Annotated in this window: 19 protein-coding genes and 2 pseudogenes; 9 read left to right on the top strand and 12 right to left on the bottom strand. The window is 52.3% G+C overall.

The features are described 5' to 3' along the window. Position 1: 1 nt before the first annotated feature. The 4 genes from WFP70_RS06135 to WFP70_RS06120 all read right to left on the bottom strand — a co-directional run bounded on the left by WFP70_RS06135 (position 2) and on the right by WFP70_RS06120 (position 4,145). Positions 2-967: a BMP family protein gene (locus tag WFP70_RS06135; protein WP_237449345.1), complete on the bottom strand. Its 966-nt coding sequence runs from the start codon at positions 965-967 to the stop codon at positions 2-4. A 44-nt stretch (positions 968-1,011) separates the two neighbouring features. Further along, positions 1,012-2,136 carry an LLM class flavin-dependent oxidoreductase gene (locus tag WFP70_RS06130; RefSeq protein WP_337022964.1) on the bottom strand — a complete coding sequence of 375 codons (1,125 nt, stop codon included), beginning with the start codon at positions 2,134-2,136 and terminating at the stop codon, positions 1,012-1,014. Between the two features lie 18 nt (positions 2,137-2,154). Beyond that, the gene (locus WFP70_RS06125; RefSeq protein ID WP_337022963.1) at positions 2,155-2,958 is read right to left on the bottom strand and encodes an alpha/beta fold hydrolase; all 804 of its coding nucleotides are present in this window, start codon (positions 2,956-2,958) and stop codon (positions 2,155-2,157) included. A 218-nt stretch (positions 2,959-3,176) separates the two neighbouring features. Next, positions 3,177-4,145: a LysR family transcriptional regulator gene (locus tag WFP70_RS06120; RefSeq protein ID WP_337022962.1), complete on the bottom strand. Its 969-nt coding sequence runs from the start codon at positions 4,143-4,145 to the stop codon at positions 3,177-3,179. A gap of 220 nt (positions 4,146-4,365) precedes the next feature. On the opposite strand from WFP70_RS06120, the gene WFP70_RS06115 reads away from it, so the two are divergent. Next, positions 4,366-5,775 (top strand): NAD(P)/FAD-dependent oxidoreductase, encoded by a 1,410-nt coding sequence (locus WFP70_RS06115; RefSeq protein WP_337022961.1) that lies wholly within the window; start codon positions 4,366-4,368, stop codon positions 5,773-5,775. A 182-nt stretch (positions 5,776-5,957) separates the two neighbouring features. On the opposite strand, the gene WFP70_RS06110 is transcribed toward WFP70_RS06115, so the two are convergent. Continuing rightward, positions 5,958-7,085: an acyltransferase family protein gene (locus tag WFP70_RS06110; protein ID WP_337022960.1), complete on the bottom strand. Its 1,128-nt coding sequence runs from the start codon at positions 7,083-7,085 to the stop codon at positions 5,958-5,960. Between the two features lie 615 nt (positions 7,086-7,700). On the opposite strand from WFP70_RS06110, the gene WFP70_RS06105 reads away from it, so the two are divergent. After that, positions 7,701-8,501, top strand: a complete 801-nt coding sequence (locus WFP70_RS06105; RefSeq protein ID WP_337022959.1) for an SGNH/GDSL hydrolase family protein — start codon at positions 7,701-7,703, stop codon at positions 8,499-8,501. A gap of 105 nt (positions 8,502-8,606) precedes the next feature. Here WFP70_RS06105 and WFP70_RS06100 read toward each other — a convergent pair. Beyond that, positions 8,607-9,074, bottom strand: a pseudogene (locus WFP70_RS06100) (Lrp/AsnC family transcriptional regulator). A 159-nt stretch (positions 9,075-9,233) separates the two neighbouring features. On the opposite strand from WFP70_RS06100, the gene WFP70_RS06095 reads away from it, so the two are divergent. Continuing rightward, positions 9,234-9,656: a DUF2000 domain-containing protein gene (locus WFP70_RS06095; protein WP_337022958.1), complete on the top strand. Its 423-nt coding sequence runs from the start codon at positions 9,234-9,236 to the stop codon at positions 9,654-9,656. Here the strand turns inward: WFP70_RS06095 and WFP70_RS06090 are convergent. Then, positions 9,653-10,555, bottom strand: coding sequence for an AraC family transcriptional regulator (locus tag WFP70_RS06090; protein ID WP_160867675.1), 903 nt, complete (start codon positions 10,553-10,555; stop codon positions 9,653-9,655). The two genes, WFP70_RS06095 and WFP70_RS06090, sit on opposite strands and share 4 nt — an antisense overlap. A 99-nt stretch (positions 10,556-10,654) precedes the next feature. On the opposite strand from WFP70_RS06090, the gene WFP70_RS06085 reads away from it, so the two are divergent. From WFP70_RS06085 to WFP70_RS06075, 3 genes are all read left to right on the top strand, one after another. Then, positions 10,655-11,401, top strand: coding sequence for an SDR family oxidoreductase (locus tag WFP70_RS06085; protein WP_337022957.1), 747 nt, complete (start codon positions 10,655-10,657; stop codon positions 11,399-11,401). Between the two features lie 86 nt (positions 11,402-11,487). Then, positions 11,488-11,952, top strand: a complete 465-nt coding sequence (locus WFP70_RS06080) for a GNAT family N-acetyltransferase (RefSeq protein WP_337022956.1) — start codon at positions 11,488-11,490, stop codon at positions 11,950-11,952. A 10-nt stretch (positions 11,953-11,962) separates the two neighbouring features. After that, the gene (locus WFP70_RS06075) at positions 11,963-12,334 is read left to right on the top strand and encodes a RidA family protein (protein ID WP_160834509.1); all 372 of its coding nucleotides are present in this window, start codon (positions 11,963-11,965) and stop codon (positions 12,332-12,334) included. On the opposite strand, the gene WFP70_RS06070 is transcribed toward WFP70_RS06075, so the two are convergent. The 3 genes and pseudogenes from WFP70_RS06070 to WFP70_RS06060 all read right to left on the bottom strand — a co-directional run bounded on the left by WFP70_RS06070 (position 12,321) and on the right by WFP70_RS06060 (position 14,519). Further along, positions 12,321-12,749 (bottom strand): nucleotide triphosphate diphosphatase NUDT15, encoded by a 429-nt coding sequence (locus tag WFP70_RS06070; protein WP_160867678.1) that lies wholly within the window; start codon positions 12,747-12,749, stop codon positions 12,321-12,323. The two genes, WFP70_RS06075 and WFP70_RS06070, sit on opposite strands and share 14 nt — an antisense overlap. Positions 12,750-12,794: 45 nt before the next feature. Continuing rightward, positions 12,795-13,301, bottom strand: coding sequence for a DUF1543 domain-containing protein (locus tag WFP70_RS06065; RefSeq protein ID WP_034829802.1), 507 nt, complete (start codon positions 13,299-13,301; stop codon positions 12,795-12,797). An 87-nt stretch (positions 13,302-13,388) separates the two neighbouring features. After that, positions 13,389-14,519, bottom strand: a pseudogene (locus WFP70_RS06060) (MFS transporter). A 125-nt stretch (positions 14,520-14,644) separates the two neighbouring features. On the opposite strand from WFP70_RS06060, the gene WFP70_RS06055 reads away from it, so the two are divergent. Both WFP70_RS06055 and cybB read left to right on the top strand, forming a co-directional pair. Further along, positions 14,645-15,139 carry a MarR family winged helix-turn-helix transcriptional regulator gene (locus WFP70_RS06055; RefSeq protein WP_337022955.1) on the top strand — a complete coding sequence of 165 codons (495 nt, stop codon included), beginning with the start codon at positions 14,645-14,647 and terminating at the stop codon, positions 15,137-15,139. Positions 15,140-15,232: 93 nt separating this feature from the next. Beyond that, entirely contained in the window at positions 15,233-15,772 is a 540-nt protein-coding gene (cybB, locus tag WFP70_RS06050; RefSeq protein ID WP_034829799.1) for a cytochrome b561, read from the top strand. On the opposite strand, the gene WFP70_RS06045 is transcribed toward cybB, so the two are convergent. Then, positions 15,769-16,611: an AraC family transcriptional regulator gene (locus WFP70_RS06045; RefSeq protein WP_337022954.1), complete on the bottom strand. Its 843-nt coding sequence runs from the start codon at positions 16,609-16,611 to the stop codon at positions 15,769-15,771. The genes cybB and WFP70_RS06045 overlap by 4 nt on opposite strands. Positions 16,612-16,720: 109 nt before the next feature. Here WFP70_RS06045 and WFP70_RS06040 point away from each other — a divergent pair, with 109 nt between their 5' ends. Then, entirely contained in the window at positions 16,721-17,719 is a 999-nt protein-coding gene (locus tag WFP70_RS06040; protein ID WP_337022953.1) for a methyltransferase domain-containing protein, read from the top strand. Here WFP70_RS06040 and WFP70_RS06035 read toward each other — a convergent pair. Next, complete coding sequence (locus WFP70_RS06035; protein WP_337022952.1) at positions 17,703-18,056, bottom strand: MmcQ/YjbR family DNA-binding protein; 354 nt, start codon at positions 18,054-18,056, stop codon at positions 17,703-17,705. The genes WFP70_RS06040 and WFP70_RS06035 overlap by 17 nt on opposite strands. Between the last annotated feature and the right edge of the window lie 14 nt (positions 18,057-18,070).

Here is an 18,070-nt window from a genome sequence, read left to right as displayed (position 1 = left end):
GCTACTCCTCAATCTTCACTTTGCCAGACTTCAGGTCAGCGATGACCTGGAACACCTTGTCCTGCACTGATTTATCAACGTGCGCAAATGGCGTCGAAAGCGTCCAGCCATTGGTGGAGAGGTTCTCAGTGATGATGCGGTTACCTAATTGGTGATCGGCATAGTGTTTGCCAATATCCGCATAGGATTTTTCAAAGTTCATCACCGTTGAGGTCATGATTGAGTTCGGGAAGGATTTCGATTGATCAGTGTAGGAACCGATGGTCAGCACGCCCTCTTCATCCGCCGCCTGCTGGATACCCGCGTCGGCGGTATCCGCAGAAGGAATGACAAAGTCTGCACCGCGTGCGATGGCGCCAGTGGCGATCTCTTTGGCGCGCGCGACATCGGTAAATGAACCGACATAGGCAGAATCCACCTGCACCTTCGGGTTCACGTAGGCAGCACCTTTCTTGATGAACTGCACGGTGCGTTCCGCAGACGGAATAGGTTCACCGCTGATCACCGCGATGTGCCCGTTTTTGCTGGCGCTGGCGGCTAATGCGCCGAGCACAAAGCCGTATTCATCCCAATCCACGGACCACGCCGAATAGTTTGGCAAGTTGGCGGTAGACCCCTCGTAGGAATACAACACGAACTGGGTGTTCGGGAACGATGGCGCGACTTCTTTGATGGCCGCCGAATAGCCCGAAGAGTGCGCGATAATTAACTTCACGCCATCGGAAGCCAGTTGACGTAATACCGACGGAGCCGCTTCATAAGTGGTGTGCTCAAGATAGCTGGGCGCAAAGCCCTGTTTATCCGCCATGGATTTAAACGCGGCGTAGCCCGCCATATCCCAGGAACCCTGTGTCACCGTTTGCGTGAACAGACCTGCCACGCGCGGTTTGCTCTCATCCGCCTGAATTGCACTGCTCGCCAATACCGCAGCCACAGCAACAGCCATCATCATCTTTATTCTCATCATTAGACTCCCGGTAAAGTGATTTATGTTTTGGCAGGGGAATTCCCCTACGAAGCGGTCATGGATTTTTGATAGGCGCGTGCATGGGTATTCACGCCGTGATGCTCCAGCACTTCCAGCACGTCGGTACCGACAATGCGCAGGTCATCGATAAAGTCCGGCACGATCACCGTCACGCCATCCAGATGTGCGCCCTTCACAATCGCTGCCAGCTTGTTGCCGATGGTTTCTGCTGACCCCACCAGCGCGGCACGCGTCATGGAGTTACGCTGTTCCCCCTGCGAAACAAAGCGCTGCGCCATGGTGTTCTGTTTAAAGCTCTTATCACCGGAGTACTCGCGCGTCTGGTTATCGAGCGCGATGGTGTCGACACCGGCGTCATACAGCGCCACACGTTCGCGTGCTTCTGCATCGGTGGCGCCCGGTACGATGGTAAACAAGCCGTAGGTTTTGAAATCCGGCTTGCCCTGCTGCATCGCCAGCTCTTTGGCACGCAATCCGGTTTTGATGAAATCATCATGATCGGAACCCAGCATAAAACTGCCGGTGCAGTGCTCCATGGTGAACAGGAAACCGCGATCCGACGCGCCTGCGCAGATAATCGGCGGCGGCGAAACCGGTTTAGGATTCGACATGCAGTCGGTCAGCTGATAATGCTTGCCCTGATGATCAACACGATCCTCGGTCCACAAGCGCTTCAGCACCGTCAGCCACTCAGCCGCCAGTTCATAACGCTCGGCGTGGTCGAGATCCATCCATAAGCCCATCTGTCCCTGATCGGTTGGGTTCGAACCCGATACGATGTTGAGGCCAAAACGTCCTTTGGAGATTTGATCCAACACGGCGCTCATTTTGGCTACCACCGCAGGGTGAAACACCATAGTGTGCACGGTGCCCCAAACACCAATCCGGCTGGTGGCTTCGGCCAGGCCCGCCATGGTGGTTAAACTTTCCAGCGTGACATCCCAGTGTTGCGAAGGACCGCCGTAGCCGCGCCACTTCGCCATCGACAGGGCAAAATCAAACCCCAGTTGCTCCGCCAGAATCGTCACTTGTTTGTTGTAGTCGTAGGTGGCTGGCAGCTGCGGGCTGGTGGTTGAGGTGATCCAGCCGCCGTTGCCCACCGGCAGAAACACGCCGAACTCCACATTGCGTTGATCAGATTGGCTCATGTGACACTCCTTCATTCATTACGCTGACGCGTGAATGCCCGCGAGAAACTCGAGCGTAATTTGGTTGAATAATGACGTTTCGCTTTCGGAGAAGCTGTGGCCCCCCTGTGGCACAATTTTCAGTTCTGCGCCGGGGATGTGTTGCGCGAGAAAACGCGACTGATAGGGCGGCGTAAGGATGTCATCCTGTGCACACAACACCAGCGTTGGCGTTTGAATGGCTGCCAGTTGCGCGGTGGCGTCATGCGCCATGATGGCGTCGATACGGCTGAGCACCACATCACGAGCGGGAAAGCGGGTTGCTGAGGCCAGCAGTCCCGGTGACAGGCTCTCCGCATGGGTTTTGATATGCTCAGGCGGATAGAGGAACAGCGCACTACCGTGCACATACTCTTCCATGGTGCTGCCGAGCAGCAACGCACGGCGCATACGGAAACACCAGTTAAAATGACTATCCGATTTTGCCCAGCTGGCATATTGCACCATGCCGGAAAGCAACTCAGGATGGCGCGCGGCCAGCAGCTGACCAATCGCGCCACCGGTTGAATGACCAATCAACGCCGGTCGCTCCAGTTTCAGTACAGTAATCAGCGCCAGCAAATCCTCGACCAACGTGTCGATACTGTATGGCCCGGCTGGATGATCTGAGCTGCCTGCACCGCGTTGATCGTAAGTCACCACGGTATAGTGCTGGGCAAAAGCCGCCAGTTGCGGCTGCCAGTACGCTGCCGTGCCGCCGAGTCCTGACACAAAAATAAGCGCCGGACCTGTTCCCTCGATGTCGTAATGCGTTCGAATTCCGTTAGTCATGATGTCCGGCATGTTTTTCCCCTGGTTGGCGATAAGCATTCACTTCTGGTGTGCAAACTCTGCGATGGGAAATAAATACCACGCAATTTCGGGCTATCCGTAATATCGAATGCAGCACGCTGTGTTGCCGCTTTTAGAACACCAAAAACCAACGCATTAACCCGGTCAATTTCCTCGATTTTTAATTTATGGATAAGGGAAAATTATGACGATAACGGATGAATTCATGTTTAATTGAATTCCCGGCACACATGTTTAAGGAATTGGTGAGCAGCAAAAGAGAGTGTACGGTCGCGATGGACACATATTTCAATGTTGGCGGATTCCATCGCTTCATTATCAATGGGGATTGCACGCAGCATATTTTGTTCGATTTCGCGGGCAGCAATCTGCTTCGGACCGATGGTCAGTGTACGGCCGGCGATCGCCATAGCTTTGGTGAGTTCCAGGTTGTTGGTATTCACGATCGAGTGCGGATGGAGATGCAGGCTGCGCGTGACTTTATCGAAGGTTTGTCGCATGCCAAAACTGGAGACCGGCAGCGCAATCGGATAAAAACAAATATCTTCCAGACTCAGGGATTGATGTTGTGCCAGGGGATGACCGGGTGAAACCAGGCACTGAATGGGTGCAGCGCAGCGTTTAATCACTTCTATTCCAGGTCGGTCACCCATGTTAAACACAATACCAATATCGATTTCATCGCGAATAATCGCTTCTATCGTGCGGTCGGACGATTCACTATTAATCGAAAACTGTATCGCCGGGTAATTTTCATTAAAGTCCGTCATGATGCGCGGTAAAATCGCCTGCACCACCGCTTCAATCACCCATATTTTGACTTCACCTTCACGCAAACCTTTTAAATTCTTTATCGACTCATGAATACGGTCGAGATCGCGACACATCTTACGCGTGAAACCTTCAAGCAGCGTCCCCGCTGGTGTTAATCGAATCCCTGTATTGGTGCGTTCCAGCAACATCACACCCAGTGTGTGCTCCAGTAGTGCAATCTGCCGACTGATAGCGGATGGCGCAACGTGCAGGCGGTCTGCGGCACGGCGTATCGATCCCGTCGCAGCGACTTCATTGAAATACTTATAGGTATTGAGGTTCACAGCTTTCTCCAGCAAGTCACGGCATTGATCGCTGGTGATGATGCAAGAGTTATTCCAGGAACTGACCTGCCCACTCGCCATCGGCTTACACAAAACAGGGTTGACACGGATTTTACAAATCGAAATAATCTGAATACATCATGTATACATGAAATATACCTAGAAACATAAGTCACACATTTTTTAGCAATGCGTAACGTCGCTATCTGGCCCGAATTCAGGCAGCGCAGGCAATTTTTAGAACAACTTATCTGCATCGAGGAGTCTTTTTTACATGGGTATTTCCAGAAGGAAATTGTTGGTGGGCACAGGAATCGGTGCCGGAGTCATTGCCGCGGGCGGTGGCGCAACGCTGTTGACAGACAATCTGCCAAACGATCCTGAATCGTTACTGCGCATTGATGCGCTGCCTTCCGATGACCCCACGCCAGGTTGGTTCCACACCAGCCAGAAGCGTATTCCTAAGCCCGCGCTGGTCGGTGATGCCAAAGCGCCATGGGTGGTGATCGGCGGTGGTTTTGCTGGCCTGGCAGCCGCGCGTCGTCTGGCGCTGAACTTCCCTAACGATCAGGTGATTCTGGTCGAAGCCCAACAGGTTGGTTTTGGCACTTCTGGACGCAACGCGGGCTTCCTGATCGACGTGCCGCACGACATCAGCGCACCGGATTACATCGGCGATAAAACCGTTGCCCGCAATATCCTCAATCTGAACCAGACCGGCCAGCGCATTCTGAAGGATCTGGTGGAAGAGCATAATATTACCGACGCGCATATGCGCCATTCTGGTAAGTATCAGGCAGCGGTTGAAGACAGCGGCATGGCGGTGCTGGATGCCTATCGCGGTGGCCTTGAAGCTTTAGGTGAGAAGTGCAAAATCATCGAAGGCAGTGCGCTGAAAGATATTTTCGGCACCAGCTTCTATCGCAAAGCGCTCTATACGCCGGGTACCATTCTGGTTCAGCCTTCAGGACTGGTGAAAGGTCTGGCAGACAGCTTGCCGGAAAACGTCACGCTGTATGAAGATACTGCCATCACCGCGATTGAGTATGAACCGCAGATCGTGTTGCATCATGCGACCGGCCGCATCACTGCCGATAAGTTGATTCTGGGCAATAACGCCTTTGGTACCCATTTTGGCTTTGGCCCACGCACCATTTTCCCGATTTTCACCTACGGCAGCCTGACCCGTCCGCTGACCAAGTCCGAGCAGGACAGCATTGGCGGTGAGGATTTCTGGGGCATTATTCCAGCGGATCCGTTTGGCACCACTTCGCGTCGTACGCATGACAATCGCATCCTGATTCGTAACAGCTTCAGCTTCAACGAAGATGGACGCCACAAGCCGGGCTACACCGAGAAGTATCGCCAAACCCATCGCCAGTCATTTGAACGTCGCTATCCAACGTTGAAAGATGTGCCTTTCGAACACACCTGGGGCGGTGGCTTAGGGATGACGCGCAACGGTTCCAGCCTGTTTGGCGAATTGCGCAAGAATGTGTATGGCGCGCTGGGCTGTAATGGTCTCGGCACCGTACGTTGTACCGCCATGGGCACCATGCTGGCCGACTGGCTGGCGGGTAAACGCAACGATACCATTGATTACCTGCTGTCACTGCCGAAGCCAGAGTGGAATCCGCCAGATCCCCTCCTCACCATGGGCGTGAACTTCACGCTGCGCCGTGGGATGCATAATGCGGGGTTAGAGGCGTAATTTATAATGGCAGCCATTTGGCTGCCATTATTTTAAGAAACGCTATATTCCTCTACTTTCTTGGGCGTGCTTGATTCAATATTTTACCCAAGCAGTTAAACTAAATATTTCGGAGTTTTAGAACCATGAATAGTTCCACCCGACAAATACTGATTAACGGTTACGGCTTTTCTGACAAAACGTCACAAACGCGTCTCAATGGGGACAGGGATTTTCTTCGCTTTCGGTTTCAACCCGAAAAGCAATGATGCCAAACGGGAGCGCTTGATACACCAGTACAAAATTGCACTGACTACAATCCCGATAACGCAATCCAGCAACACGTAAGTCACCGACAGATTGGCGGGCAACCAATCATCAATCAACCATGCAGAAACGACCACCACCGGGTAGTGAAGTAAGTAGATAATCAGTGCAGAATCTACAATGGCGGTCAGCAGCCGATTCTCTTTAACCTGTATACGTTCGAAGGTAAACACCAGCCAGTAGCAGAGCACCACAGAGAGCACACTTCCGACTAACACGGGCAGGTATTTAACGGCACTTTCAACGTGATAATGCGCGACCACATAGAAGCAAAACCACACCAGCGCCATCAATGCACCGACAATCCAGCCATTCATTAGCTTACTGTTCGCATAACGTGAAATCTGCTCTCTATTAATATAAAGTGCATATCCTGCCGCGTAATAGACCAGAAAACGTGCAGTGATGGGCAGCAATTCGGCAAAATCGCCGTGCTCTTTAACTAAAAACTTCAACACAAAACCAACATTACCTAGTGCAATCAGCAGCGCCATCAAGACAGGCAGTGAAAGTTTGCCAAATTGTCGGGCTGACCAGTCATAAAATGCAATCGGAACCAGCAGAGACAGGATGGACAAAGAGATCAGAAACCACAGATGATGCATTACACCGTAGCTCTCAAAACACCCTTCCCACGTCAATATTTTATTATCAATCATTCCCCCAATCGCATACATAAGTGGTGGAATAATGATATAGGCGGTTATTAGAGGAACCAACACACGCTTACGGCGATTGGTGATGAAAAATTGCTGGCCTTTGCGCAGTATGATCAAAGCTGAAAACATACCCGAGAGGAAGAAAAAGACTTCCATTCTGAAAGTATGAAACAGACTAAGCAAAGCTGTGAACAATTCTGCCGGATCGCGTTGCGCAGTGTAATACCAGCTATTTTCACCAGGCAAACTTCGTGAAGCATGAAGTAAGACACCCTCTATAATTAGACCAGCGCGCAGCAGGTCCAGCCCAATACTACGACTGGATAAAAAAGAATAGGTTTTCACATCTCATACCTTTGAAATGAGTCATTACGTTAGATTTTGATAGCGGCTAAATGCTAACACTGGTTAATTCCGATTACATGCCTTGCAATAGATATTAGGATTATCGCCATTGATTTCAAAAATCAATAAAATCACTCCATTAATGGACATGCCTGATTTATATAATAAAAAGAAATGAAGATTGAATGTGTTTGTCGCTTGGCTTGCCACACCCAAAGTCTCTCAAAATTATTATTATCAATATGTTATTCAACGCCTGAGCGATTTTTAAACTTTATCATGGATGAAGGTTGCCCCATGATTTTATAATAGTAACGTTAAGTTATTGTAAGCGACTGGGTTTTGAAAAAATGAGACATTGCAATCCAATTGTGCCATGAGAAAGATAAGTACATGATTATTAATAATTAAATTTTATCACAAGATTCTTTGCTTAAGAATCCGCCTAATTTCATTACCTCAGTATAGTTTTCAGATTGTTGTCTTGCATGCATGCCTGTTAAAGTGCAAAAAACAGTGTTAAAGCAAATTTTCCCGATTCATCATTTATTACCTGCATGTTTCGGAACGATGGATTCAAGCTCACACATATACGTTTACAGGCATTGGAAACGCATGCTCAAACCTTTTAAGTTCGTCAGTGCAGTCATAATTTACGCTTTGGCATCCAACAATGATGCAATAGCCAATACGCTCCCTGTCGTAACGCCATTTATTATCGAAGCCTATGGCGGCTCCAGCACCCAGGGTGCAATGGCGGTGCGTGAAAATGGCAAAGTGCATGCAATTTTCATCAAAGATAACGAGATCGGCTTGTTAGATGACATGCTAACGGCAAAGTATGGCGAAGGGATCCAAATCATAAATAAGGGCGTATCTTCATCCCAGGCAATTGAGCTACTCAATGCGAAATATTACTACAAAAAAAATAAAACCTGGCGTGATGAGATGAAAGCATCTCCGGCAAAAATTATCCTGTTAAACTTCGCGACCAATGATGCGCGACATTTTCATTTTAACGATATCGCAGCAGATTACCGAGTCAGCCCACAAAGATATAATGAGGTAATGACTCAACTCATAAACATCGCGCGTGAAGAAGGCAAAGAGGTGGTTCTACAGGAGCCACATCCTATTTGTGGTCGAGCGGAGAAATGGGGTATTGCCCCTTATGTCACGCAACTTGATGCCATTTCACGCAGCCAGTCGGTGCCATTAGTTCGACAATACAAACGAATTCTGGCGATAAAAGACTGGCAGTCATTGCTGTCTCCCGATTGCATTCATCCTTCAAGGCAGCTTTATCGTATGAAGGCTCAAGAAACCTTTACCGTATTAGTAAATCACTTCGACAGCCAACTAGCGGCGGCAGGTCAATCTGGCAGAAGAGATGTCGAGCAAACCGTTCAGCGCTAATTTTCTGCCATGCACATCACCGCAACAATCAATAGCGCAAGCCTCGAGAATAGCAAGAGACAGGGGTTTCACGTTTGCTTTATTACCTATTTGCCTATGAGCCGTTCATCTCGGTTGTAAAGGCAACCCCGTCATCCCTTTCACTTCCTTCAACACGAACATACTTTGCATCTCTTTAATACCCGGCAATCGCCGAATCACCTACATCGCAAAGTCCGCATAGGCATCCATATCTGCCGACACCACCTGCAATAAGAAGTCCGCATCGCCGCCAATACTGTAGCAGGAGACCACATTTTCCAGCGCGGTCACTTCTGCTTCAAATTTACGCGCTTCGGCTTCGCTATGGCTGTCGATGGTGACACGCACAAACACCATCACATTCAGGCCAATCTTTCTACGATTGAGCACGGCGCGATAGCCCTGAATCACCTCATCCTCTTCCAGTTTGCGCACTTTGCGCCATGTCGGTGATGCAGAGAGGCCAATGGCATCCGCGAGATCCTGATTCGTCACACGTGCGTCCCGCTGCAAATGTTCCAGTATTTGGATATCTGTCTTGCTCAAACTCATTTTAGGTTAATCCTTTCCATTGATAGCGTTAAACAGGAATATTCATCCTTAATGAATGCTTTTTTCAATGAACTCCGCAAGCACTTTTCTCACTGCCTGCCGCATAATTTTCACCTCAGCCACTATGGCGCTTTATCTCAGTTGCTTACGGAGTTACCCATGCAATTCGATCCTCACCAACATCGCTGCACACTCATCATCGACAACCAGTTACCCACCGGGCTGGCGCTGAATGCAGCCAGCGTCATCGGCATCAGCTTTGGCAAGCTGATTGATCACATCGTCGGCCCGGATTTGCAGAGTGAAGATGGGCTCAACTATCCCGGTGTGATTTATGCTCCCCTGCCTGTGCTGCTGGCGGAAGGTGGCTATCTGCGTGAACTGCAAAAGGCAAGCAACGCGGACCCAGAGATCTTCGCGATGCCGTTTAGTGCGCTGGCGCAGTCCTGCAAAACTTACGAGGAGTACGGCGAGCGGATTGCCAGCGCCCACAGTGACCATATAGAGCTGGTTGCGATTGGTCTGATTGGCCCTAAAAAGAAAATTACGGGTTTGACGGGAAATCTTAAGCTGTTCCGCTAAATTTCCTGTTGAGCGGCAAACCATGCGGGCGGTTGCCCCACATAACGGGTGAAGGCCACACTAAACGCGCTGGCGGAACGATAGCCGACGCGTTCTGCGACATCCGCTACCGCCATATTTTTGCCACGCAGTAAATTTTTGGCCAAAGCCATGCGCCAGGTGAGCAGATAAACCATCGGCGCTACGCCCACTGCTGCGCGGAAACGCACAAAGAATGCCGAACGGGATAGCGCGGAAACTTTGGCTAATTGCGCCACGGTCCAGGGATGCGCCGGGTTGGCGTGCATGTCGCGGATGGCCGCCGCCAGACGTTCGTCGGCTAAACCACTCATCACGCCAGGGTAAGCATGACAGATTGGCATCGAACGCAGCGCCTCAATCAGCAGCAGTTCCAGCAGGCGTTCTAGTACCACATGGCGAGCAGGACGCTGCGCACGACACTCATCCATCACCAGTTGTACCAGTGTGGTCAGCCGTGATTCCCCGCGAATATGAATAAATTGGGGTAACAGCGAGACGATCAATCCCGCGTCAGGCGCACCAAACTGGCAATAGCCAATCAGCGTTTGCACTTCGGCAGGCTGCTGCTGATCGCCAATCCAGAATTCACCGGGGCTAAGCATTTCGGGTAGTGTTTCAGGCGCATCGTCATCGGGTGGCTCGGCACTGCTCATGCAGAACTCCCACGCCGCTGGGATCAGGACAAAATCGCCCTGCTCAAGTGAGATGGGTTCATGCCCTTTCATCTTCAATTGACTGCGCCCAGCCAGTACCAGGCAGTAAAACGGCTGTCCGGTTTCACTGCGATTGACGCGCCAGCGACCATTGGCGCGTGCACGTTTGGAAAAGGCCGCCTGAGGTTGCAGCAGTGACACTATCTCAGCAAGGGGATCGATCATTATGGACTCCTGCGAATGAAATATGGACTTTGCATTGTAGTGAGTCCATCTCACTGACTCTATAGTGAGCATCTACCCAATGCAATGCAGGAGTGAAAGATGAAAACGATCCTTATCACCGGCTGTTCTTCTGGCTTCGGACACGCCACCGCGATCTATTTCCTGGAACGCGGCTGGAAGGTGATTGCCACTATGCGTCATCCTCGCCCCGAGCTATTCCCGACTTCGGAAAATTTACGTTTATTGCCGCTGGACGTCTCTAATGCAGAAAGCATCAAACGGGCAATCGCTGACGCAGGCGAAATCGACGTACTGGTGAACAACGCCGGGATTGGTGTGCTGACCTCACTGGAAGGCACGCCGATGTCCACGGTACGCGAAGTGTTTGAGACTAACACGCTGGGCACTATCGCCATGACGCAGGCGGTGCTGCCTCAGTTCCGCGCCAAACGCGGCGGTACGGTGATCAACGTGACGTCCACCGTGACGCTGAAATCCCTGCCGCTGCTGGCGGTGTATACCGGCAGCAAAGCCGCCGTCAATGCGTTTACCGAATCACTGGCGCTGGAGTTGCAGCCGTTTAATGTTAATGTGCGACTGGTGTTACCGGGCCTGGCACCCACCACCGATTTCGGCAAGAACGCCATGCCGCGCATGGAGCAAACCTTCCTCGACGCCTATCAACCGATGCTGGATGGTATTATGGCAAGCATGCACCAACCGCAGCCCACCACCAAAGCCGAAGATGTCGCCGCCGCGATATGGCAAGCGGCAACCGATCCCAACGCACCAATGCGCATTCCCGCCGGGGAAGATGCGGTGGCTTTGGCCAACCAGACAACCTAAGCATAAGAACCAGGCGAATAGCCTGGTTCCTTTCGAGGTTAACGGTTATGTTGTTTGACTCCTCTGTTAGCCTTGAAGAATGATGGATGCAGATACACTGTCTGGCCCAGATGTCACATTTCTATGATGAAATTGCTGACATGCTACACCGCGAATGGTCCGAGCTACCTAACTGGCATGACCGCGATGTGATCCACCAGCGGCTGCAATCACGCAATGCCGCTGATGCCCAAACGATGACGCTGTTTGCCACCACGCACGAAAGCGAGTTAATGGCGACCGCCAGCATCATCCATTACGAATTGAGTGATATCCCCGAGCGTGAATTTTGGCTGGGTGAAGTGATCACCGCCCGCGAACATCGCGGTAAAGGGTTGGCCAGTGCATTAGTGACCCGCCTGATTGCCGAAGCGCGAGCAAAATCGATCCCTGCACTTTGGCTGTATACACCTGACCAACAGGCCTTGTATCGCCGCTTTGGCTGGCAGGACGTGGAACAGCGAAATATCGCCGATGAGGACGTCACGGTGATGGTGTTAAAACTGGATTAAGGAGCAATCGATGTTGATACGCAAAAATTACCCGGAACTGGGCGAAGTGAAAGCGCCATATGTGCACGCGGTGAAGCATGGCGACACCTTATATGTTTCAGGTTTAACAGCCTTTGCCACACCCGCGCAGCAAGGCGATATTGCCTCACAGGCTGAGGCTATCTTTCAGCAGCTGCACCTGATTGCGGCTTCCGAAAATACCTCGCTGAGCCATCTGATTAAAGTGACCATTTTCATCACCTCCTTTGCCCAGATTAATGATCTGCGGGCCGTACTCTTTAAACATTATGGCGAGCATCTACCCGCCAGTTCGCTGGTGCAAATTAGCCAGCTGTTCTCACCGGATCTGAAGGTTGAGATTGAGGCGATTATCGCGCTGTAACCTGTGCGAGATGTTGCAACGCGGCTAAGCCATCGCGAGCAATCCATGTGCGCAGCGGCGCGAACAGCGGCTGCGGCAAGGCTTCAGGTGCAAACCACTGCCAGCCTTCGCACTTTTCCGGCTCCATCAACTGCGGTTCCCCCTGCGGGTGATGTGCCACCAGCAGCAAGGTGATGTAGTGCTTGTTGGCCTCAGGGAACACATCACTGGTGAATGCGCCGTTTTGCAATTCGGTCAGGGTTAATCCGGTTTCTTCAAGCACTTCACGTCGTGCGCACTCATCCGGAGATTCACCAAATTCCAGATGTCCGCCGGGTGCTGACCAATCCCCGGCACCGTGGCTGCCCTTGCGGCGGCCCAGTAACAGTTTTCCTTCACGGAAAATCAATACCCCTACACCGACTTGTGGTGACATATAAACTCCTGTGCTTTGCGGGCGCCAGCAGCGGCGCCCCGGCGATCACGCGATACCAATCGGCTGATAACCCTGCCACTCCGGGCGGAAGGGTTCGCCATCACTATCTGGCGTTAAATGAATATAGAGGTCACCGATCTTTTCCAGCAGCAAACAATCATCCACATCTTTCAGATTATCTTTGTGCTGATGGTCTGTTCCGGGCAACAGGTTAGCAAGTCCTTTGGCTTTCGCTTCCTTAACGTCTTTGGCAACGAAAAGATCGAAGGCATGCAACTCAGCCAAAGTGGAAGGATGGTACGCACCGGCGTTAACAAAAAACAGCTTTTCACTGCCGGTGGTGGGCTTATCAGACAGAGACACGCGATAGCCATCAGCCCAGGTCACGCGCGCATAGCCATCGACGTGGATTTTATCCGCATCACCAAACCAGGCTTCACGCAATGCAGGCCAGGCATCCTCGGGCTTTTCTGCAGCAACGAACTGGATGTCATGCACTTCAATGTTAGATTTTCCGGCATTACCGCCTACGTAAAAGATAAACAGGTTCACGTGGTCATTTCCTTTTGATGGACATAGAAGAGTCAGGCAGGCGTTATAAAACAAGATATATATCGATTCAACCGTTTCATACAGTCATCATCCCTGCGTGAGGTGAGGTTTAAAACGTAATGCCATCACCATCAAAACCACCACCCCGACGCTCATGATGGCCCATGCGCTATCCAGTGAGTCGGCACGATCGAGGACAATGCCGGCCATCTAGGGCATTAGCGCGGCCAGCAAATAGCCGCCGCCTTGCACAAAGGATAACAATCCCGCTGCCTCTTCCGGAGAATGCGCATGGTCGAGCGTCACGATCAGTGATAGCGGAAACAGTGCACCAATCCCCAATCCGAGCAGCACAGTGGGCAACCAGGCCAGCGCGCCGCCCAGCCATATCAGGCTGATTAATCCCAGCAGCAAGAAGGTCAGCACCAGCAACAGCGGAAAACGGCGGTCACGGAAGCGATGAATCAAGCCCGACACGATAAAGCCCGCCACCACTTCCGTTAGCGTCAGTGCACCGAGCACATAGCCGCTGTGCTGCGGCGTCCAACCATGCTGCATATAAAACGGCGGCAACCAGGCTAATACCAGCGTGTAAGCCCCTGTACCAATTCCGAAGAACACCATGAGTAACCAGGTACGGCCCGTTCGCGCAGTTTTAGCATGCTGAACGTGAGCAGCGGGAACGATATTGCTCAACGTGATTAACCACAGCAGTACCGCAACAATCGCGGGCACAACGGGTATGGCAAGCGCCATGCCCAACCCCTGCGCATCCGCCAACGGGGCGGCCGTTGCGGCTGCCAGCGCTGCGCCCGCCATAATTCCGGTAGTAAACAGTGCCATTAGCGTGCCGGCCTGTGCAGCAAAGTGCCGTTTAATCAGCGCAGGCATCAATGCCTGAATTAAGCCTATGCCAATGCCCGCCACCAGCGCACTGGCAATCAGCATCTCAGCAGTTGGGACAGCACCGCGTAAAAGGCAAGCTAACGCCAAAAGAATCAAACCGGCGGCGATGCCGCGAACCTCACCAACGCAACGCAGCAACCACGGCCCCGCCAGGGCAGACACCCCCATCATCACCACCGGCAAGGTGGTGAGTAAACTGAGTTGCGTGGCGTTGAGGTGGGATTCGCGTTGCAGTATCGGAAACAACGGTCCAATGGCGGCCATGATCGGTCGTAAATTCAGTGCGATGATGAAAACCAGTAAAGCAAACATGCCTAAAGCAGGTAAGCTACGAGTCACTTTGCATCTCCATGTGCGTCGAAAGTATCTTAACGTTAAGATACTTTGCGGCATTTCGATAGAGGGATGCGCACTAAGCAACACATTCGAGGGGAAATATGACCGACCACGTTGATTTTGTTATCGAGCAGTGGGCCAACGCCATGCCGGAGTTGGATGCCTCCTCAATGGCGATATTTGGCCGCATGTTGCGCATCATGAAGCACCTCGCCACCCGGCGCGCGGAGGCACTGGCTCCTTTCCATTTTCGCGATGGGGAGTTTGATGTGCTCGCTACGTTGCGACGTGCTGGCCCTCCCTATTGCCTTTCTCCCACGCAGTTGTACAAATCGCTGCTGATTACTTCTGGCGCAATGACTAATCGGCTCAATCGTCTTGAGGAGGTGGGATCCATTGAGCGCGTGGCCGCCCCTGAGGATAAGCGCAGTATGCTGGTCGCCTTAACCGATGCCGGACGTCAAAAGATTGAGCAAGCCCTGCTGGTTCATACTGAGACGCAGCGTGATCAACTGGCAACGTTAAGTGCTGATCAGCAACAGCAACTGCAGTCTTTACTCAGCCAACTGATGCAGGCATCGGAAGCCCAGCGGTAAGCATTTCGTCGGGGTATGTGTCAAAATATGAATTAATTCAGTACGCTTTCCGCTATGTTAGCGCTTCTGCTACGCCCTTTGATGGAATTAATGATGAGCACCAAATACGCCCCTTCGCAGATTTTTCTCCACTGGCTGACTTTCTTGCTGGTCGTCACGGCCTATTGCACCATGGAATTTCGCGGATTAGCGACGCGCGGATCCTGGCAGGGCTTTGCCATGATCATTGGTCATTTCAGCGCAGGGAGTTGTGTGCTGGTGCTGATGCTGTCACGCGTCATTCTGCGCTTTCGTCATCGCAGCCCGGCGATAGTCCCTAAACCGCCACACTGGCAAACCGGCCTGGCGCACCTCATGCATCTGGCGATCTACCTGTTCTTTATTGTGTTGCCGATTCTCGGCATTTTGTCGCGCTTCTATATGGGCCGCACCTGGTGGATTTTTGGTATTCCGATGCCGGTGAGCGGCGATCCCGATCCTGATTTTGCTGACAGCATTGCAGACTGGCATGAAACACTCGCCCCTTACGGCTACTGGCTGATTGGTATTCATGCCGTTGCGGCACTGGCGCATCATTATTTATTCAAAGACAACACATTACTGCGCATGATGCCGTCTCGTCGTTCACGCTAATCCTGCTTTCTGCGCCCGGTAATCGCACTGGCCGGGCGTCCAAAATAGCGTTGAAACGCGACGCTGAAATTGCGTGGATGTTGATATCCCACCTGCCATGCCGCCTGAGCCACCTGAAATCCCTGTTCCAGCAAGCGATGCGCGAACTCCATGCGCATCTGTAGCAGCATCGCGCCCGGCGTGCAGTGAAAATGCTGCTGAAACCCTGTTTTCAACTGGTAGTCACTTAACCCTGCCGCCAGCGCCAGCGCACTCAGCGAGAAAGCATCAGCCAGATGATTGCGCATCCAGTCGCGTGCCTGTTCCAGCCGTTCAACCATTTGAGGATGTAGCTTGTGCTGAGTATTCGTGGGTTGAAGCTGATGACGATGCAACGCCAACAGGCTGAGCGCCTGAATTTCCAGTAACAACGGATCCTCATGCACCTGGCTGAGTTGCGCCGCGGTGGCGTGGCCGAAACGGCTAAAAAGGTGGCGCTTAAGCTGAGGCTGCAACAATCCTTCTGCAGCCTGTTCGCCAAAATAGTGGCGCACATTCGCCGCACTGAGAATCAGGCGCACCTGTTGCACCCGCTCACCCGCGCGATACAAACGCTCGCCCTGGCTGGCCTTAAAACTGGTCACGGTGAGATGCCCGGCGCTGAAAGCGATCTCACGTCCGTTGCTTTCCCGAAAGCGCGATTCTCCCTGCACACCAAAAGTCAGCACCAGCTGTGGCTGCTCGTTAGACGGTTTTGAAGACTCGCAGAGTGCCTGCACGGGCCAGTAATCCGATTGCACCATGCGCATCTCTCGCGACAGTTGATGCTGGCGCACACGCATTTCACCAGGCTTTTGCATCCTTTCTCCTTTCGCAGAGTTAAATCACCGTCTCGCAGACAAATGAGAATAAATTGCATTTACGCCAAAGGCTAGTCTGATGTTTACGTTACCTGTTCAGGAGATTGCCATGCGTTCACCGCTTCCTACCCTCGATCATCTGCTGGCTCAGCACGCCCTCAACGGCGCGGTGGCATTGGCATTTGAACACCGCTTGTTTGATTTTCTGGCGTTACCTGCCACGGCTGCGCAAGTCGCTCAACATTATGACTGGCAGCCGCATCAGACCTATCATCTGTTACGCCTGTTATGGAGTACCGAACTGCTCACGCATGAAGCTGACTGCTTTGTGCTGGCACCCGATGTGCATACTTATCTGTGTCGCGACAGTCGCCGCTATATCGGTGACGCCTGGCGCTATCGTCATCAGGTGTTACAGCAGTTCGCTCAGCGGTTGCCACAACTGCTGACGCAGGCGGAACCCGGCTGGCAGGATCCTTTGCAAATCGATACCGCGTGGGCGGATGCCGCCTTGCATCAAATCGCCCAGGAACAGCGTGCGCTGAGCGCGGACACCGCCTGCGCAATCGCTGATACCCTGGCTGATTTTCAGCGTCCGGCGCTACTGCTGGATATGGGTGGCGGTCCGGGGTTGATCAGCATTGCGTTAGCGCAACGCTTTCCGCAGCTTTCGGTGATCGTGCTCGACCTGCCTCAAACCTCCACCGTTGCACAGCGCAACATCGAAAAAGCCGGCCTGAGCGATCGCTGTTGCGCGCTGGCGAAATTGCCTGAAGGGCGTCAGGTGGACATTATCTGGAGTTCATCGTTTCTTTATTTTATGGCGGACAGACAGGCGATGCTGCGTGAGTGGTACACGCGCTTAAAACCAGGCGGACTGCTGCTCAGCGCCCATGCAGAAGTCTCTGAGCATCCCGAAGATGCACGGCAGGTGCTGCCATTTTTCACCCCGTTAATGATGCGAGGTTACAACGTCACGAATGAAGGTGTGCTGGGCGAGGAATTGCAGCAGGCAGGATTTGATATTGAGCGCGTCCAACGGATGCAGCCGTTCCCGATGTCACCGCTCAATGTCATCGTGGCGCGAAAGCCTAAAACGTTAAGCTGAAGCTGTCATCCAGCAACGCAATGATCTCGCTATCCGGCAAGCCATTTTCCAGCGTCAGGCTGATCCAGTGCTCTTTGTTCATGTGATAAGCCGGATAGACGCCGTGCTGCTGGCGCAGGGAGCCGGTGAGTTCGGGACGGGTTTTGATATTCATCACCTGTACCACCGGTCCTGCGTCCAATCCGAGTTTGTGGCTCTCCAGCGGGAACACCAGCGCAAACCACTTACGGTGGCGAGGGTGCCGCAGTACCGCGTATTCACTGTGTTTTTTCCACGGATAGTCGGGTTCAATTTGGTAGGTTTGGCTGATGTGTTCGAACAGTTGCTGGCGATTCATGAGGGTTCCCGATG

This window comes from Pantoea sp. USMM079, from assembly GCF_037153115.1.
GTDB classification, from domain to species: Bacteria; Pseudomonadota; Gammaproteobacteria; order Enterobacterales; family Enterobacteriaceae; genus Pantoea; species Pantoea communis.
The sequence above is the reverse complement of the archived record's forward strand: the minus strand, read 5'-3'. Positions and strand labels throughout refer to the sequence as shown.